Below are 17,728 nucleotides of genomic sequence, written 5' to 3' on the forward strand. Positions count from 1 at the left end.
CAGCGCGCCCGCCTAACAACTTCCCTAAGATGCCCCCAGTCTATCCTGAGCGTCTCAACCGTCTTTCCAGTCCGTCAGGCCGTCTCTCCGACCCGTCAGCACCGCCTCAGCAGCGCCGGTGAAGGGGTATTTACGGATTAGGTCAGGGACCTGCAACCCCCATTTTAAAAAAACTTCGCATTTCCCCGCAGAAACTTGCCCACCTTAATAAAATCAATAATTTAACTTAACAATTCGCGGAAAAACCCTGCTTACAGGTCACTGAAATTGGGGGCAGTGTTGGTCTATGGGCGGAATCGTACCCAATGCTTGGTATGCGCCGAGGGTATGAGCCAAAGAAAACGCCGCCCGAGTCTCTTCGGACGGCGCAACAATTACGTTAGTCGCGTGTTTACGACAGATCGAACCGATCCGCGTTCATTACCTTGTTCCAGGCCGAGACAAAGTCGCAGACGAATTTGCCACCGGCATCGGCTTGACCATAGACCTCGGCCAGCGCCCGCAGTTGCGAGTTCGACCCGAAGACCAGATCAACACGCGTACCGGTCCACTTGACCGCCCCACTGGCACGGTCGCGGCCTTCATAGACGCCGTTGCCCGCAGGCTTCCACTCGGTACCCATGTCCAGAAGGTTGGTAAAGAAATCGGTGCTGAGCGTGCCGACGTTGTCAGTGAACACACCATGTGTTGTGTCGCCGAACGTCGCACCCATGACCCGAAGCCCGCCAACCAGCGCGGTCATTTCCGGGGCTGACAGAGCCAGCAGCTGCGCCCGGTCGATCAACAGCTCTTCGGGCGATACGCTGTACTCGGACTTTTGATAGTTCCGGAAGCCGTCTGCAATTGGCTCCATCACCGAGAACGACTCGACATCCGTCTGATCCTGCGTCGCATCGGTGCGGCCCGGGGCGAACGGTACCTGAACCTCATGACCCGCCGCTTTGGCGGCCTGTTCAATACCAGCTGCGCCGGCCAGAACGATCACATCGGCCAAAGAGACCTTTTTATTGCCCGACTGCGCATCGTTAAACGCTTTCTGAACGCCTTCCAACGCATCCAGCGCCTTAGACAGTTTCATCGGTTCGTTCACGTCCCAGTCTTTCTGAGGCGCAAGACGGATACGGGCGCCATTGGCTCCGCCGCGCTTGTCCGACCCGCGGAATGTCGAGGCCGAAGCCCAGGCGGTCGACACCAGTTCAGAGACCGACAGGCCGGTTGCCAGGATCTTGCCCTTCAGGTCAGTCGCATCCGCGTCGTCGATCAGGTCGTGATCCACGGCCGGTACATTGTCCTGCCACAGCAATTCTTCGGTCGGGGCCTCATCACCGATATAGTTCGAACGCGGGCCCATATCGCGGTGGGTCAGCTTGAACCAGGCACGGGCAAAGGCGTCCGCAAACTCTTCCGGGTTCTCGTGGAACCGTTTCGAGATCGGGCCATAGATCGGGTCCATGCGCATCGCCATGTCCGCCGTGGTCATCATGGTCTTGACCTTTTTCGACGGATCATGCGCCGCGGGGGCCATATCTTCTTCTTTCACGCCGACCGGTTCCCAGATCCAGGCGCCCGAGGGGCTTTTGGTCAGGTTCCAGTCATAGCCGAACAGCAGGTCGAAATAGCCATTGTCCCATTTGATCGGGTTCGCGGTCCACGCCCCTTCGATCCCGCTGGTGGTAGTGTCGTCGCCCTTGCCCGAACCGAATTTGTTTATCCAGCCAAGGCCCATTTCCTCGATCGGCGCAGCCTCGGGTTCCGGACCAACCAGATCGGGATCACCTGCGCCGTGTGCCTTGCCAAAGGTGTGACCACCCGCGACCAATGCGACTGTCTCTTCGTCATTCATTGCCATCCGACCAAACGTGTCGCGGATGTCACGACCAGAGGCCAACGCATCAGGCTGCCCGTCGGGGCCCTCGGGGTTCACATAGATCAGGCCCATCTGCACGGCGGCCAGCGGGTTTTCCAGATCACGCTCGCCTGAATAGCGGCTGTGAGGATTGTCTGTCGGAGCGAGCCATTCCGTTTCCGTACCCCAATAGATGTCTTCTTCGGGTGCCCAGATGTCTTCGCGGCCACCGGCAAAGCCAAAGGTCTTGCCACCCATGGATTCGATGGAGCAGTTACCGGCCAAAATAATCAGATCTGCCCAGGAAATCTGATTGCCGTATTTCTGTTTGATTGGCCACAGCAGGCGGCGCGCCTTGTCCAGGTTGCCGTTATCCGGCCAGCTGTTCAGCGGCGCAAAGCGTTGGTTACCGGTCGACGCGCCACCACGGCCATCTGCGGTCCGGTAGGTCCCAGCGCTGTGCCAAGCCATCCGGATGAACAGCCCACCGTAATGACCGTAATCCGCCGGCCACCAATCCTGAGAATCCGTCATCAGCGCGTACAGGTCTTCCTTCAGCGCTTTCATGTCCAGCTTCTTGAACTCTTCCGCGTAATTGAAATCGCCTCCAAGCGGGTTCGACGCGGGTGCATGCTGGTGCAGGATCGACAGGTTCAGTTGGTTAGGCCACCAATCCCGGTTTGACCGGGTTCCGGCGCCATGCATCACCGGGCATCCGCCCGTTTTGGGGTTGTCACTTCCATCCATATCGATCTCCATTCCTGGCTAATTTCCGGCAGGTTTGCACGGTTCAAACTTGGTCGATCAAGAACTCATGCAGATGACACCTTTACCCGCCCTTAAAGCGCGCCCAAGGGCACGCGTTTTTCGCTCGGGGGGAACGGCGACTCTTTCGTCTTGTCATCACCAGAAGTAGCAAATTCATATCATGCATAAAAGTTTTGTTTAATGATGAATGTGATAGGAAATGGTTATAATAATTTCATAATCCACTACGTTCCGATCAGTTCGTCGACAGCACCACGACATAACCTTGGGTCACTCCCTAATCGCGCCAATTGTTTTTTTCGATCGCTCCGCCACAGTCAGTCCCCAGGAAGGTTACGGGCATACCCATGCCTGATCCGGCACAAAGGGAGCCAGAATGGAATTCGACTACGTCATCGTTGGCGGCGGGTCCGCGGGTTCGGTCTTGGCAAATCGCCTCAGCGCCGACCCAAACACCCGCGTTTGCCTACTTGAGGCTGGCGGTCGTGGCGACAGTATTCTGGTCCGTATGCCCTCGGCCGTGGTTGCAGCGCTGCCCGGGCGGCCAAAGATCAACAATTGGGCGTTCGAGACCGTGCCGCAGCCAGGCCTGAACGGACGCCGGGGATATCAGCCGCGCGGAAAGGCACTGGGTGGATCCAGTGCGATCAATGCGATGCTTTATATACGCGGGCAGCGGCAGGACTATGATGGCTGGTCCGACCTGGGTTGCGTCGGTTGGGATTGGGACAGCGTGCTGCCCTATTTCAAACGGTCCGAGAATAATGAGGACGGAGCCGATGATCTGCATGGCGACAGCGGCCCCGTTCAGGTTTCACACCAAAAAGAGCCGCGTCCGATCACCCATGATTTCATCCGCGCAGCTGAACAAATGCAGCACCGCCGCACATATGATTTTAACCGAGGCGACAATGAAGGGGTCGGCCTGTACCAAGTGACCCAGTTTCACGACCCGGCCCGAAATGGAGAGCGCTGCTCAGCAGCCGCAGCCTATGTCTTTCCGGTGATGGATCGCCCGAACCTGAAAGTTATTACCCATGCGGTGGCAAAAGAGCTGACATTCGACGGCAAACGCGCAACCGGCGTGACTTACAGGAAAAAGGGCAAAGGGCCCGACATCACGGTCACGGCCAGACGCGAAGTGCTGATCTGCGCCGGTGCGCTCAAATCTCCGCAATTGCTGCAACTGTCAGGAATTGGGGATGCCAAGGACCTTACCCGACACGGCATCACGGTGCGCCATAACTTGCCCGGCGTTGGTCAGAACCTGCAGGATCACCTGGATTTCATCCTGTCCTACAAAACAAAAGACACTGATAATTTCGGGATCGGGGCGGCCGCATCGGTGAACCTGCTGCGGCACCTGCTTCGTTGGCGCAAGACCGGCGTTTCAATGGCGGCCACACCGTTTGCCGAAGGGGCGGCCTTTCTTAAAACATCGCCTGATCTTGTCCGGCCTGACATTCAGCTGCATTTCACCATTGCTCTGGTCGACGATCACGCCCGCAAACTGCATTACGGTCACGGCTTTACCTGTCATGTTTGCAAACTGCGCCCCGAAAGCCGGGGCGCTGTAGGACTGCACAGCGCCGACCCATTCGCCACCCCCGCCATTGACCCGGCGTTCCTGTCTGACGACCGCGATCTGGAAACGCTGATCAAGGGCGCACGGATGACGCGTGACATCATTCAGGCCCCGGCGCTGGAGAAGTACCGGCATAAGGAAATGTTCGGAACCGAAACCGCGCAAACCGATGCCGATTGGGAACGCCACATCCGCGATCGCGCCGACACGATCTATCACCCGGTCGGGACCTGCAAAATGGGTGTGGATGACATGGCCGTGGTCGACCCGAAATTGCGCGTACATGGGATTGATGCGCTGCGCGTGGTTGACGCCTCGGTCATGCCAACGCTGGTGTCCGGAAACACCAATGCGCCCACCATCATGATTGCCGAAAAGGCCGCTGAACTGATCAAGGCCGCTGGCTGAGCGTCAGGTGTCTTTCATCAGGGCCTCAAGCCCGGTGCGGTAATCAGGATAAAGCAGACGTACGCCCAGTTCGTCCTTGATCCGATCATTCCTGACCCGCTTGTTTTCGTTATAGAAACTGCGGGCCATTGGGGTCAGATCAGCCTCGTCGAACGGCACCTCCGGCGGTAAGGGCAGGCCCTGCAACTCAGCGGCATAGGCGATCACGTCCTGCGGTGGCACCGGCTCATCATCGCAGACGTTGTATATGGTGCCGGGGTTGGGCGCGGCCATCGAAGCGGCCAGAACCTGTGCAATATCCGCAACGTGAATGCGCGAAAACACCTGACCGGGCTTGATAATACGCCGCATCCCCGCGCGTTTGAGCTTGGAAAACGGACCGCGACCGGGACCATAGATGCCCGCCAGCCGGAAAATATGTGTGGGCAGCTCAGGGATGCTCATCCACTGCTGTTCGGCCTTCACCCGCCATCTGCCACGCTCAGCCGTGGGCGCAGGCGGGGTGGTTTCATCCACCCATGCGCCTTGATGATCGCCATAGACTGCGGTCGTCGACAGGTATCCCACCCATTCAAACTGCGCAGCCCGCGCGGCAATCTGATCTTGCAGGGCAGCCAGCACCGGATCGCCATTCGCCTTCGGCGCGGTTGAGATCAGCAGATGCGTCACCCCATCCAGATTCGGCACCTGCCCCGGCCAGATCAGCGGGTCAGCACCAGACGCACGAATTGTAGGGGATTGGGCCGGGTCGCGTGTGGTGCCGCAGATACGCCAACCTTGTGGTTCAAGTAGCTGGGACAAGGCTTGCGCCGAATATCCATGGCCGAACGAAAAAAGAGTTCCTGTCATGGCGCCTTAGATGATCCGCAATCCCGGCGGATGCAAGCAATTGCGCCGGAATACTTGATTCGAATCCCTCAATGCGCCTTTCTTTTGAGTATGAGTGACAAAACGCCCAATCTGCACGCTGCCTATGCCCTGGACTCACCGGAAGAACACAAACGGCTCTATGCCGAGTGGGCCGGGGACTATGACGATTCCTTTGCAGCACTTGAAGACTATCAACTGCACATCCACACGGCCCGTGCCTTTGTGAGCGCGGGTGGGCAAGGCCCGGTTCTGGATGTGGGCGCAGGCACAGGATTGTGCGGTGCGGTTCTGGCCGGTCTGGGCGTCGGGCCAATTGACGCCACCGACATCAGCGCTGAAATGCTGGATCAAGCCATGCGCAAGGATATCTACCGCGACGCGATTGAGGCCGATCTGAACCAGGGTATCCCGGTCCCGCGCGACAGTTATGCGGGCATCGTATCTTCGGGCACTTTCACCCACGGCCATCTAGGCCCCGAGGCCCTGCCCGCCCTACTGCGCATTGCCCGCCCCGGTGCGCAATTCGCCCTGTCGATCAATGCAAAGCACTATGAGAAAATGGGTTTTGCCGAAACCTTGCACAAACTGGCGCAGGGCCAGATTCGAAACCTGACCCTGCCCGAGGTGCGCATCTATGGGGACCTCGCCGCAGGCCCCAACAAGGATGACACCGCGCTGATCGCCTTATTCGAGCAGAGCTGACCTTTCAGGTATACATCTGCTTTTTGAAAGCGCGCGTCCGCGTCGTCGCCTCGGCCGAGCCGTCGTGATAGGTGCCAAACCACTTGTCGAACGGGATCTCGGAGGTGCCGTAGTTGCACTCGAAATACCGGTGATGCAGTTGGTGGAAGAAGTCTCCCGCGCGGGCGGCATCGGTTTCTCGGGCACGCAGCTTTTCAAACCCGGAATGCGACAGGACAGGGCTGACCTGTTGGAAATAGGCGTGGAACAGCAGGTGCAGTGGGTGCGAGGGTACGATCAAGTGGATGAAGTATGTGGTGAAGTACAGGATGTTTTCGAACCAATGGTTTGAAATCCCCGACCACGGCCCCGTATTGACGTTGCGATGATGCACAGCATGCACGTGCTTATACAGCTTGGGGTGATGTTCTAAACGATGCACCCAGTAAAAATGCAAGCCCGACCACATCGGGATAAAAGCCAACCAAACCACGCACCAGACCGGCGCGCTGGCCCAGGTTACGGTGGGCACATAGCCGTTCGCCATGGCCCAGTAGATGATCCACTGATACACTGTCGCGACTGTCATCGCGCTGCCCAGCGTCCACCAGATATTGTCCCAAACCTGGTTGCGAAAGGTGAACGTGCCGTTGCTGCGGGTCAGGTCGCGGCGATCAAACTTCTTGTACATGCCCTGCCCTTTGCGCATGTACAGCCACCAGTGCAGACCACCCGCAATTAGGATCTGAGGTACCATGTTCAGCAGCCAAATGCGGAACATCCAGCCGGGTGCAAGGGTTTTCATAGTCTCTAAATCTGGGAAAAAGAGCACGTAGGCTGTCACCGCCAGCACCAAGCACAGCGTCAGCGACGTGAGCTGCAACCAGGCACCGCTATACCATTTCAACACGGCAGCGGGGCGTGGGGGCCAGTTGAAAAGCGGGTTCAATCCCACTGGCCCCTCGGGGTGGTAATTCCAACGGGCGGCTTCGGGGTCCTGAGTGGAATCAGTCATAGCATTACCCTTTATGTGGCGTAATCTGAGCCATCGGCATCCAGCAGAGCCTTGATCTCACGCAGATGCGCATCGGCCTGATCGGGATACTCGTCCAGTTCCTGTGCCGTCTTTTCGGCAATCTCATCCGACAACACGCGCAATGGCTGGCCGGTTTGCAGCGCACGGATATACGTTTCGGCCGCGCGTTCGAAATAATACAGCCGGTTGAACGCATCCGCCGGATCGCTTCCAATCACCAACACGCCATGGTTGCCCATGATCATGACCTTCTTCTTCGGATCCGACAGCATTGACGCGCAGCGCTCACCTTCACTTTCAAAGGCCAGACCACCAAATTCGTTGTCCACCACATAGCGATTGTAGAAGGTGGCCGTATTCTGATCGATCGGCGGCAGGCGACTATCGGCCAATGAAGCCAGAACGGTGGCAAAGATCGAATGCACATGCATCACACAACGCGCATGCGGGCAATGGCGGTGGATCGAGCCATGCAATCCCCACGCGGTTGGGTCAGGCGCACCGGGTTGGGACATGACGTCCGGGTCATTGGCATCCAGCAGCAACAGATTCGAGGCCGTGATACGGGCAAAATGCATCTGATTGGCGTTCATCAGAAACTGCGTGCCATCTTCATTCACTGCCAGACTGAAATGATTGGCAACGCCTTCGTGCATATTCAGACGTTCAGTCCAGCGGAAAGTGGCGGCAAGATCTACGCGGTCCTCCCAGTGGTCGATATTGGGGCGCAGGTTTGTGACGGTCATTGCGGGCTCCGATAGGGTGGCTAGGGCTGCTGAAAAGCCTGCCTGCGCTTTAAAAAATTGACCAACGAAAAAAACAGACCTAATTCATAAGTTGAGCTAATGGCAGGGTTATGCGAATGCAGAAACAGCTTCCTCCGCTGGGGTGGTTACGCACGTTCGAAGCCGCTGCGCGCCATCTATCTTTTACCGGTGCCGCGCGCGACCTGAACATGACCCAAAGCGCGGTCAGCCAGCAGATCAAATCGCTGGAGGGATATCTGGGCCAGCCCCTGTTCCTGCGCCGCCCGCGCGCGCTGGAACTGACCGAGGCCGGCATCACCTATCTGCCGGTTGTGCGCGAGGCGTTTCGAACGCTGGTCCGCGGCACGCAAGCCGTCACAGGCGCGCAGCAAAACGCCGTTCAGGTGCAAAGCAACATCACGTTTGCCGTCAATTGGCTGGCCCCGCGCCTGCCGCAATTCCGCGAGGCCCATCCCGAAGTCCAGCTGAACATCTTTACCGAATTATGGGAGCCGCGGGAGATGGCCGAAGGGGCCGCCGTAGAAATCCGATATTCTCTGCGCCCATCCGATACGGTTCGAACGGAATTGCTGCGGACCGATCATTATTACCCGGTCTGTGCGCCGGGCTATCAAGTGACGCTGGAAACGCTGCAGGATCAACCGTTGTTCGATTGTTCGAATCTATTGTCAAACTGGGCAAATTGGGCAGAAGAACAGGCTCTAATTTGGGGAAATCCGCCCATCACATACTCGACAACCTATTTGGTCAGCCTGTCCGTCGCGATGGCAGGCGGGGGGCTTTGCCTGACCCATGACACTATTGCACGGGGCTTGATCGAACAGGGGCGGCTGGTGGCCCCCTTTGCCCATCGCGCGCCAATGCCCGAAGCCTATTACCTGTTATTGTCACCCCAAGCCGAAGAAACCCCGGGGGCGCTGGCCTTTGCAGATTGGTTGCGCCGCGAGATGGAGGCAGACGCGCAGTTTTGATAAGGGGTACTCCCGCCCATCGTCACTGCCGCTGCGCGGCACTTCCTCTGGTTGGGCCTGGCAGCGCTGACGCGCTGCGTGACGGTTTCATTACAGCTGTACGGTGGGGGTTGAACCTTTCTCTGCATTCAGGAAAGTTGAGCCATGGAATACACACCTTTCCCAAGCTGGCCCGATGTCGCCCCTAAATTGATTGCCGTTGCCGCGGGACGGGAGGCTGCGGACATGATCATTCGCGGTGGCATTTGGGTGAATGTACACAGCCGCGAGACCCTGCCCGATCACGACATTGCCGTTGCCGCCGGACGCATCGCGTATGTTGGGCCCGACGCGTCCCATTGCGTTGGCCCCGACACGCAGATCATCGAAGCGCATGGCCGCTATATGCTGCCGGGTCTGTGCGACGCCCATATGCACATCGAATCGGGGATGTTGACCCCGGCTGAGTTTGCCAGAGCGGTAATTCCGCACGGCACCACCTCGATGTTCACGGACCCGCATGAAATCGCGAATGTGCTAGGGCTGGACGGCGTGCGCATGATGCATGACGAAGCGCTGATGCAGCCGGTGAACATCTTCACGCAGATGCCGTCATGTGCGCCGTCGGCACCGGGGCTTGAGACCACAGGTTATGAGATTACGGCCGAGGATGTAGTCGAGGCCATGAATTGGCCGGGCATCATCGGGCTTGGCGAGATGATGAATTTCCCCGGTGTTATTCACGGCGATCCAAAGATGCTCGCTGAAATCGCGGCGACTCAGCGAGCCGGGAAAACAGTCGGTGGGCATTACGCTTCGCCTGATTTAGGGTCTAATTTTGCGGCATATGTGGCCGGCGGTCCAGCCGATGATCACGAAGGCACCTGTGAGGCCGACGCTATCGCCCGCGTACGGCAGGGCATGCGGTCGATGATGCGGTTGGGGTCAGCCTGGTTCGATGTGGAAAGCCAGATCACAGCGGTCACCGAAAAGGGGTTGGATCCGCGCAATTTCATCCTGTGTACAGACGATTGCCATTCCGGCACCCTTGTCAAGGACGGACACATGAATCGGGTTGTACGCCATGCAATCGCCTGCGGCTGCGATCCACTGGTGGCCCTCCAGATGGCAACGATCAACACGGCCACTCATTTCGGGTTGGAGCGTGAGATCGGTTCGATCACTCCGGGGCGGCGAGCGGATGTTATTCTTAGCTCGGACCTGAGGGAGCTGCCCATCGAGATGGTCATCGCCCGCGGTCAGATTGCCGCCGAAGAAGGCGCAATAGCAGTGGATTGCCCGCACCTGAATTGGCCGAGTACCGCGCGCAACACCGTGCATTTGGGACACGCACTGACCGGTGCGGATTTCGAAATCAAAGCCCCCGCAGGCGCCAACCGTGTGCAGGCCAATGTGATCGGCGTTGTGGAAAACCAGGCCCCCACCAAGGCGCTGAAATGCGAGCTGCCGATCATCGGCGGGTTAGTCGAAGGTGAAGGCGAGGTCTGCCAGATCGCGCTGGTCGAGCGCCACCGCGCGACCGGAGGGGTGACGAACGCCTTTGTCTCGGGCTTTGGCTACCAGGGCAAAATGGCGATGGCGTCGACCGTAGCGCATGACAGTCACCATATGATCGTTGTCGGCACCGACCGCGACCAGATGGCATTGGCTGCGAACCGTCTTGCCGAGGTGGGCGGCGGTATCACCATTTTCCGCGATGGCGAGGAACTTTCGTTGGTGGAACTGCCCATTGCAGGCCTAATGTCGGACAGTCCGGCAACCGAAGTGGCGGCAAAGGCGGAACAGATGGTTGCGGCGATGCAGGCCTGCGGCTGCCAGTTGAACAACGCATATATGCAGCACTCGCTGCTGGCCCTCGTCGTAATCCCTGAGCTACGGATTTCAGATCTTGGGCTGGTGGACGTGCGGACCTTTGAAAAGATCGACCTTTTGGAACCCCTTGCATGACAATAATCAGAACACCCGACGTTCCTACACCCGAGAAGTTCACCGACCCCGCAGCGGCAGTTGCCCGTCTGGAACAGATTTACGATCAGGCGACCCAATTCCTCTGCGACAGCTTTGCCAAAGCAATAGAAGGGGAGGCACCAACCGAACGATTTAGAGCCTATTACCCGGAAATTCGCATCAAAACGGCAACCTATGCTCAGGTCGACAGCCGGCTTAGCTTTGGTCACGTCTCTGAACCCGGCACTCATGCAACAACGGTGACGCGACCAGATTTGTTCCGCTCCTACCTGACGCAGCAGATCGCGCTTTTGATCCGGAACCACGGCCAACCGGTGTCCATCGGTGCGTCGGACACGCCGATCCCGGTACATTTCGCCGTAGCCAACAATTCCGATCTGGTGGTCCCGCATCAGGGGGCGGCCGGGTTTACGCTGCGCGATGTGTTCGACGTGCCGGATCTGACAACAACCAATGATGACATCGTCAACGGCGTTCATGATCACGAAGGGGATCACGGCCCGCTGGCCTTGTTCACGGCACAACGGGTGGATTATTCGCTGGCACGGCTGGCCCATTACACGGCCACTGATCCAAGCCATTTTCAGAACCACGTGTTGTTCACCAACTACCAGTTCTATGTGTCCGAATTCGAAAACTACGCCCGGTCACAACTGGCCGATCCGGACAGCGGCTATACCAGCTTTGTTTCCACCGGAAATGTCGAGATCACCTCGCCAGACGGCACATTGGACCAACCCCTGAAACTGCCGCAAATGCCGACCTATCACCTCAAACGTGCGGATGGGTCCGGGATTACTCTGGTCAATATCGGGGTGGGGCCGTCGAACGCCAAAACAGCCACCGACCATATTGCCGTCCTGCGCCCGCATGCCTGGTTGATGGTTGGCCATTGCGCCGGATTGCGGAACACACAGGCGTTGGGGGATTTCGTGCTAGCCCATGCCTATCTGCGCGAAGACAAAGTGCTGGACGATGACCTGCCCGTATGGGTGCCGATCCCGCCCCTGGCCGAGGTACAGGTCGCTTTGGAGCGCGCTGTTGCCGAAGTCACCGAACTGGAAGGGTACGAGCTCAAGCGGATCATGCGGACCGGCACCGTCGCCTCGGTCGACAACCGCAACTGGGAACTGCGCGACCAATCCGGCCCAGTCCAGCGTCTCAGCCAATCCCGCGCGATTGCACTGGATATGGAAAGCGCCACCATCGCCGCCAATGGTTATCGGTTCCGGGTTCCCTACGGCACATTGTTGTGCGTGTCAGACAAACCGCTGCATGGTGAATTAAAGCTTCCCGGCATGGCGTCAGCGTTCTATACCACTCAGGTCAGCCGCCATTTGGCGATCGGAATCCGCGCGATGGAACACCTGCGCGGCATGCCGTTAGAGCGTCTGCACAGCCGGAAATTGCGTTCATTTGACGAAACAGCCTTTCTCTGAAGCAAAAAAGCAACGAAATCCCCCTATTTTTAGGGTTTTCGGCGCTACTATTCGTTGTGTTCACCCACAATATCCCGTTACAGTTACGCGGTGAGGCCCTATTTATCGGGCACGTTAAGGAGACCAAGAAATGGCAAAGCCTATGACAAAGACTCAGCTGGTTGCTGCTCTCGCTGAGGAAATGGGAACCGACAAGAAAGCTGCGAACGCAGCGCTTGAGGCCGTGACCGGCCTGATCACCCGCGAAGTGTCGGCTGGTGGTGCGGTAACCCTGCCCGGTGTTGGCAAAATCTACTGCCGCGAGCGCCCCGAGCGCATGGTGCGCAACCCCGCCACCGGCGAGCAGTTCAAAAAAGAGGCCGACAAGGTGGTCAAGATGACCATCGCGAAGGCTCTGAAGGACAGCGTGAACGGCTGATCCCAGCCTTTACGGACAAGCGATTGAGGGCCGCCGATTGGGGGCCCTTTTTCTTTGCTATCAATGCAGGCTTAGCAACACCTCAAGATCACGACGGCTGAGCCGGGTCATCAAAGCCTTGTCGTCAGCGGATAGCTTTGCACCTTTGCGGATGTAAGCCTCAAGAAAAGCGGCGATTTCAGTGGTGGACCGATAATACAGGTCCGGCGAAGATTGGCTGAGTTCATCCACAAGCCGAAACAGAAGTTTCTTCTGTTTTTCCGAGTCCAGATCTTTACGTTTCTCTTCCAGCATGAGGTTTCCTATCACACTTACAAGAGAAGTAGGGCGCCAAAGATTTTCAACAACTCTTATGCGTTGTTTCATTCCAACTTCTGGTCGATATCCAGACTCTGGGGCAATTCAATTACGGAAATGAAATTAAGAATCCGGTGCGTATCCCGGATTGTAAATCGAATACACTCTGACATAGGTGAACTTGTTGTTGGGGCTTACGTCATAAAACGCACACATCATAAGACGGAATTTTGTACCTGCCTTGTAAGGAACGCCATTCCACTCAAGGTCTTCCCGGCACAGAAAGTCGATTGGCGCTTCTGACGCTACAGTTGTCTCGTTCGCAAGGTAGTGCGTGTGCAAAAGAATAACTTCCTGCATCTTGTCGCCAACCCCGCCCCAGAATTCCAAGACCTCGGCTCGACCGACATTTTTTCTAGCTTGTGGTACGTATTCGAAGGTGGCGTCCTGTTCGTAGTACTTGTCGAAAAAGTCCGGAAGAGACATCCCACCCACAAAAGTTGAATTAAAGTCACTGATGTACTCTTTGTATCTGGCTTCGCTAAACATGTTCCAACCTCGATGCAAAAAATCTGTTTGAGAATGTTACCACGCAGCCCTCGACAGCGCGTTGGTCAACCTTAGAGCAGCACAGCGCCAATTGTGAAGCTTCCCTGCACCAAGGCAAATTTGCCCGCATATCAGCCTGATTTAGACTTCTTAAAGCTGTTTCCTCGCGAACGAAGAAAAGCCTATCCCGCAGGGTTATCGCAAAAAAACGGGCGCTCAAAGCGCCCGTTTTTGTCTCGATTTAAGGTTGATCAGTGAACCGTCTCAACCTTGTGGAAATCCAGATCGCGGTCCTCGGGCATCGAGTCGATGCTCAGTACCTCTTGGCGTTTGGTGATCAGGATATAGACCACGCAGGCCAGATAGAGGCCAACAACCACCGCACCGATCCACTGGATCTGCAGCCACTGGCTCTGAAACAGCAGGGTCAGGACGAACAGCAGCACGACGTTGCCTGCCACATAGATCGCCTTGCCGAAGCGTTCGACCGTCATGTTCAGGTTGTCGGTATAGAGCCTAATCAGCGAGTCCAGCGAGTTGATCACGAACGTCACGCCTACGATCACCATTGCGATGTTGGTGATGCCTGCGGTGCTGATGCCGTTCAGGTGATAGTAGTAGAGAACGGTGAACCAGATCGCCAACGGGATCGACGGGAAGATCAGCAGTGCTGCCAGCAATTGCCAGGTCTTCAAGCCACCCACAAAGCGCGAAGTGAACTGACCAATCATGATCGACCACGCAAACCACCAGAACAGGTAAAAAGCGTGATAGTCGGTCAGCGGCAGGACGAACTTGTGCAGGTTGGCGAAATAGGCCCCGATATTGCTGCTGGTTTCCGCGAACCCAGTAAAGCCCATGCCAGCTGCAACCCACATGCCAAGGATCAGCGCCAGGAACAGAAAGGTCGAGCCCACCGAAAGGATACGCACGTATTTCAGGTCGGTCGACGAATAAGCCGCCGCAAGAATGACCACGAACACGATGACATAGAAGGTGGTGACCACGGATTCGCCGTCTCCGACCTCGGGCAGGTAGCCGGGCAGGTAGATCAGGAACAGGCTAGCGGTAAAGGCGCAGGTGCCGATGATGACCACGTTGTTGATCAGCTTGACCAGCGGGATCTCAAAGAACTTGACCCGCGGTTCGATCACGCAGAAGTAGAACGCGGTCAGGAAATAGAAGGCCCAGATCAGAAAGCCCCAGAACCCGAACTCGATCGCCAGCGGATTGGCAAAGGCATAGGCCGGGTCATCGGCATAGCCACCGAACTCGGTCAGAGGGAACATGATCAGGCCGACATCCAGACCGGATGTGAACAGGATCGCGATGAAGGTGAACAGATGGACAGGCGTCACGCCGACGCAGCGTAGGTTCCACCATTTTACAACGAAGAAAGCGACCAGGCCCAAAGCCAATAGGACGCCAAAAGACAGAATGTATTCCAGAAGCACTGACAAACCTCCCATAATCAGTCAGATTTTTTGCATTTATCTTTAATTGGCCAGTCAATCAATAAAAACGTCGCAGTTTTCACGCTTGCCCCAAAGGTGTGGTTTTTTGGCAAGGGGCGCTTGCGACCTGATGGAAATTCGGAAACAGTCCCACCGTTCTGATAGGGGAATGCTTAATGGATTTGCGCGCCATCGCCATGGGGCTGGTTTTTGCCTTTATCTGGTCCTCGGCTTTCACCTCAGCCCGGATCATCGTTGCTGATGCGTCGCCTCTGTTCTCGCTGGCACTGCGGTTTTTGATATCGGGTTTGATAGGTGTGGCTATCGCACGAACCATGGGGCAAAGCTGGCACCTGACCCGATCCCAGTGGCGCGCTACGATTTTGTTCGGTATTTGCCAGAATGCCCTTTATTTGGGTCTGAATTTCTATGCGATGCAGACAGTCGAAGCCTCGGTAGCGGCTATTATCGCGTCCACCATGCCGCTGCTGGTGGCGTTGGCCGGATCCTTATTTCTGGGTGAAAAGCTGCGCCCGGTTGCGGTGCTGGGTCTGATCGCCGGGTTTGCCGGCGTCGCCCTGATCATGAGCACCCGTATCGGCGGTGGTCTGGACCTGTTTGGCGTGGCTTTGTGTTGTATCGGGGCCCTGGCGCTGACCTTCGCCACACTGACCATCCGCGGTGCCACGTCGGGCGGTAATTTCATGATGGTGGTCGGGTTGCAGATGCTTGTGGGGTCTACCGTTCTGTTTGTTGCCGCACCCATGTTCGAGACGATCTTCATCCACCCGACCGTGCCCCTGGCGCTGGCTTTCACCTATACCACCTTGTTCCCTGGCCTGCTGGCCACGCTGATCTGGGTGTTGCTGCTAGACCGGATCGGAGCCACCCGTGCGGCGACCTTCCATTTCCTCAACCCGGTCTTCGGCGTCACCATCGCCGCTATTCTATTGGGTGAAAAGCTAGGCCCGCTAGATGCTGTCGGGGTTGGGATCACGACACTGGGCATTTTAGCAGTGCAGCTGTCCCGCCAACCTGCTCAGGGCAATAAAGCCTCGACCTGACGCAGCAGCTTTGGTGAGTCCGGTTTCACATTTGCACCATATGTAACGACGACTTCCCCATCGGGATCGAGCAATATCTTGTTGAAATTCCAACTGGGCTCAAACCCGGTTTGCGCCTTTACTTCCTTGTAGAATGGATGGGCATCGGCACCCTTGACCGGCGTAATATCCGTCATCGGCAATGTTAGTCCATAATTCAACTCGCAGAATTGCCGGACTTCTTCAGCAGACCCTAACTCCTGATTGAACGAGTCTGACGGCACGGCCAAAACCACAAGTCCGCGGTTAGAATAATACTCATGCACCTTTTGCAGAGCTTCATATTGTCCGGTAAATCCGCAGTGTGACGCAGTGTTGACGACAAGAACCGGTTGTCCCCTCCAATCTGCGATCGAAAAAGTGCCACCATCGATTGACTCGAATTCTCCGCCCAACGGCGCGGCCTGAACGGCGCGACCAAGCATTATCAAAGCCGTTAGTAGAAGCATTCTGATCATTGCATAGCCTCCGTTTGCTCTTTTTACGTATGGAAACCGATTGCAGATCACCTGCACGACTGCGCGAGGACACTGAAATAGGGCTTTGAATTCTGCATCCCTGCCCCCAGATTATGCCACAAGTTTAATGACCGGAGGACCCATGACCCAATTCACCAAATCCCCCGAGGCTATCGCCGCCCTGTCACCCGAAGAATTCCACGTCACCCAACGCAGCGGAACCGAACGCCCGGGAACCGGCAAATACCTGAGCAACAAGGAACCGGGTATCTACGTGGACATCGTCTCGGGCGAGCCGTTGTTCGCCTCGACCCACAAATACGAATCCGGTTGCGGTTGGCCCAGTTTCACCAAACCCATCATCCATGAGCATGTGGAGGAGTTTCACGACGCCACCCATGGTATGATCCGCACCGAAGTCCGCTCGAAACACGGCGACAGCCATCTGGGGCATGTGTTCCCGGACGGCCCGCGTGAACATGGCGGGCTGCGCTATTGCATCAACTCTGCCGCCTTGCGTTTCATTCATCGCGATGAGATGGAGGCCGAAGGTTATGGCGAATACCTGATCCATGTGGAGGACATCAAATGACCGAACAACGCGCCGTTCTCGCCGGGGGCTGTTTCTGGGGCATGCAGGACCTGATCCGCAAAATGCCGGGCGTGTCGCGCACGCGTGTTGGCTATACTGGCGGTGACGTACCCAATGCCACCTATCGCAATCACGGCACCCATGCCGAAGGGATCGAGATCTTTTTCGATCCAGCCAAGATCACCTATCGCGAATTGCTGGAGTTTTTCTTTCAGATCCACGACCCGACCACGATGAACCGTCAGGGCAATGACCGCGGTATGAGCTATCGATCGGCCATCTATTATCTAGATGACGACCAGAAACAGGTGGCGCTGGACACGATTGCGGATGTAAATGCCAGCGGTCTGTGGCCCGGCAAGGTGGTGACCGAGATCGAGCCCGTCGGCGATTTCTGGGACGCCGAGCCCGAACATCAGGATTACCTGGAGCGTATACCGAACGGTTACACTTGCCACTTCCCACGCTCCGGATGGGTTCTGCCCAAACGCGACGCGGCTGAATAATGGTGATAGCCC

Annotated in this window: 17 protein-coding genes; 9 read left to right on the top strand and 8 right to left on the bottom strand. The window is 57.0% G+C overall.

Annotated features, from left to right (window positions below):
* Positions 1-391: 391 nt before the first annotated feature.
* The gene (katG, locus tag AB1A64_RS15900; RefSeq protein WP_366552309.1) at positions 392-2,593 is read right to left on the bottom strand and encodes a catalase/peroxidase HPI; all 2,202 of its coding nucleotides are present in this window, start codon (positions 2,591-2,593) and stop codon (positions 392-394) included.
* Between the two features lie 397 nt (positions 2,594-2,990).
* Between katG and AB1A64_RS15905 the strand changes: the two genes are divergently transcribed.
* Entirely contained in the window at positions 2,991-4,607 is a 1,617-nt protein-coding gene (locus tag AB1A64_RS15905) for a choline dehydrogenase (protein WP_366552310.1), read from the top strand.
* Between the two features lie 3 nt (positions 4,608-4,610).
* Here AB1A64_RS15905 and AB1A64_RS15910 read toward each other — a convergent pair whose 3' ends face one another.
* Complete coding sequence (locus AB1A64_RS15910) at positions 4,611-5,456, bottom strand: SDR family oxidoreductase (RefSeq protein WP_366552311.1); 846 nt, start codon at positions 5,454-5,456, stop codon at positions 4,611-4,613.
* Between the two features lie 90 nt (positions 5,457-5,546).
* Between AB1A64_RS15910 and AB1A64_RS15915 the strand changes: the two genes are divergently transcribed.
* Complete coding sequence (locus tag AB1A64_RS15915) at positions 5,547-6,179, top strand: class I SAM-dependent methyltransferase (protein WP_366552312.1); 633 nt, start codon at positions 5,547-5,549, stop codon at positions 6,177-6,179.
* A 4-nt stretch (positions 6,180-6,183) separates the two neighbouring features.
* On the opposite strand, the gene AB1A64_RS15920 is transcribed toward AB1A64_RS15915, so the two are convergent.
* Positions 6,184-7,173, bottom strand: a complete 990-nt coding sequence (locus AB1A64_RS15920) for a sterol desaturase family protein (protein ID WP_366552313.1) — start codon at positions 7,171-7,173, stop codon at positions 6,184-6,186.
* 11 nt (positions 7,174-7,184) lie between these two features.
* The gene (locus AB1A64_RS15925; RefSeq protein WP_366552314.1) at positions 7,185-7,940 is read right to left on the bottom strand and encodes a class II aldolase and adducin N-terminal domain-containing protein; all 756 of its coding nucleotides are present in this window, start codon (positions 7,938-7,940) and stop codon (positions 7,185-7,187) included.
* 116 nt (positions 7,941-8,056) lie between these two features.
* On the opposite strand from AB1A64_RS15925, the gene AB1A64_RS15930 reads away from it, so the two are divergent.
* The 4 genes from AB1A64_RS15930 to AB1A64_RS15945 all read left to right on the top strand — a co-directional run bounded on the left by AB1A64_RS15930 (position 8,057) and on the right by AB1A64_RS15945 (position 12,757).
* A complete protein-coding gene (locus AB1A64_RS15930) occupies positions 8,057-8,932 on the top strand; it encodes a LysR family transcriptional regulator (protein WP_366552315.1) in 876 nt (291 codons plus the stop codon).
* Positions 8,933-9,076: 144 nt separating this feature from the next.
* The gene (ade, locus tag AB1A64_RS15935) at positions 9,077-10,879 is read left to right on the top strand and encodes an adenine deaminase (protein WP_366552316.1); all 1,803 of its coding nucleotides are present in this window, start codon (positions 9,077-9,079) and stop codon (positions 10,877-10,879) included.
* Entirely contained in the window at positions 10,876-12,339 is a 1,464-nt protein-coding gene (locus AB1A64_RS15940; RefSeq protein WP_366552317.1) for an AMP nucleosidase, read from the top strand. Before ade ends, AB1A64_RS15940 begins: the two co-directional genes overlap by 4 nt.
* A gap of 130 nt (positions 12,340-12,469) precedes the next feature.
* Positions 12,470-12,757 carry an HU family DNA-binding protein gene (locus tag AB1A64_RS15945; protein ID WP_170349467.1) on the top strand — a complete coding sequence of 96 codons (288 nt, stop codon included), beginning with the start codon at positions 12,470-12,472 and terminating at the stop codon, positions 12,755-12,757.
* A 60-nt stretch (positions 12,758-12,817) separates the two neighbouring features.
* On the opposite strand, the gene AB1A64_RS15950 is transcribed toward AB1A64_RS15945, so the two are convergent.
* The 3 genes from AB1A64_RS15950 to AB1A64_RS15960 all read right to left on the bottom strand — a co-directional run bounded on the left by AB1A64_RS15950 (position 12,818) and on the right by AB1A64_RS15960 (position 15,051).
* Positions 12,818-13,051, bottom strand: coding sequence for a hypothetical protein (locus tag AB1A64_RS15950; protein WP_366552318.1), 234 nt, complete (start codon positions 13,049-13,051; stop codon positions 12,818-12,820).
* Between the two features lie 126 nt (positions 13,052-13,177).
* The gene (locus tag AB1A64_RS15955) at positions 13,178-13,603 is read right to left on the bottom strand and encodes a hypothetical protein (protein ID WP_366552319.1); all 426 of its coding nucleotides are present in this window, start codon (positions 13,601-13,603) and stop codon (positions 13,178-13,180) included.
* 251 nt (positions 13,604-13,854) lie between these two features.
* The gene (locus tag AB1A64_RS15960; protein ID WP_366552482.1) at positions 13,855-15,051 is read right to left on the bottom strand and encodes a BCCT family transporter; all 1,197 of its coding nucleotides are present in this window, start codon (positions 15,049-15,051) and stop codon (positions 13,855-13,857) included.
* Between the two features lie 182 nt (positions 15,052-15,233).
* Here AB1A64_RS15960 and AB1A64_RS15965 point away from each other — a divergent pair, with 182 nt between their 5' ends.
* Positions 15,234-16,121 (top strand): DMT family transporter, encoded by an 888-nt coding sequence (locus tag AB1A64_RS15965; RefSeq protein ID WP_366552320.1) that lies wholly within the window; start codon positions 15,234-15,236, stop codon positions 16,119-16,121.
* Here the strand turns inward: AB1A64_RS15965 and AB1A64_RS15970 are convergent.
* The gene (locus AB1A64_RS15970; protein ID WP_366552321.1) at positions 16,097-16,618 is read right to left on the bottom strand and encodes a glutathione peroxidase; all 522 of its coding nucleotides are present in this window, start codon (positions 16,616-16,618) and stop codon (positions 16,097-16,099) included. The genes AB1A64_RS15965 and AB1A64_RS15970 overlap by 25 nt on opposite strands.
* A 142-nt stretch (positions 16,619-16,760) precedes the next feature.
* Between AB1A64_RS15970 and msrB the strand changes: the two genes are divergently transcribed.
* Both msrB and msrA read left to right on the top strand, forming a co-directional pair.
* Positions 16,761-17,210 carry a peptide-methionine (R)-S-oxide reductase MsrB gene (gene msrB / locus AB1A64_RS15975; protein WP_170349474.1) on the top strand — a complete coding sequence of 150 codons (450 nt, stop codon included), beginning with the start codon at positions 16,761-16,763 and terminating at the stop codon, positions 17,208-17,210.
* Positions 17,207-17,716: a peptide-methionine (S)-S-oxide reductase MsrA gene (gene msrA, locus AB1A64_RS15980; RefSeq protein ID WP_366552322.1), complete on the top strand. Its 510-nt coding sequence runs from the start codon at positions 17,207-17,209 to the stop codon at positions 17,714-17,716. The genes msrB and msrA overlap by 4 nt, the downstream gene beginning before the upstream one ends.
* Positions 17,717-17,728 lie beyond the last annotated feature (12 nt).

The sequence above is a fragment of the Ruegeria sp. ANG10 genome, from assembly GCF_040705255.1.
Taxonomy (GTDB): Bacteria; Pseudomonadota; Alphaproteobacteria; order Rhodobacterales; family Rhodobacteraceae; genus Ruegeria.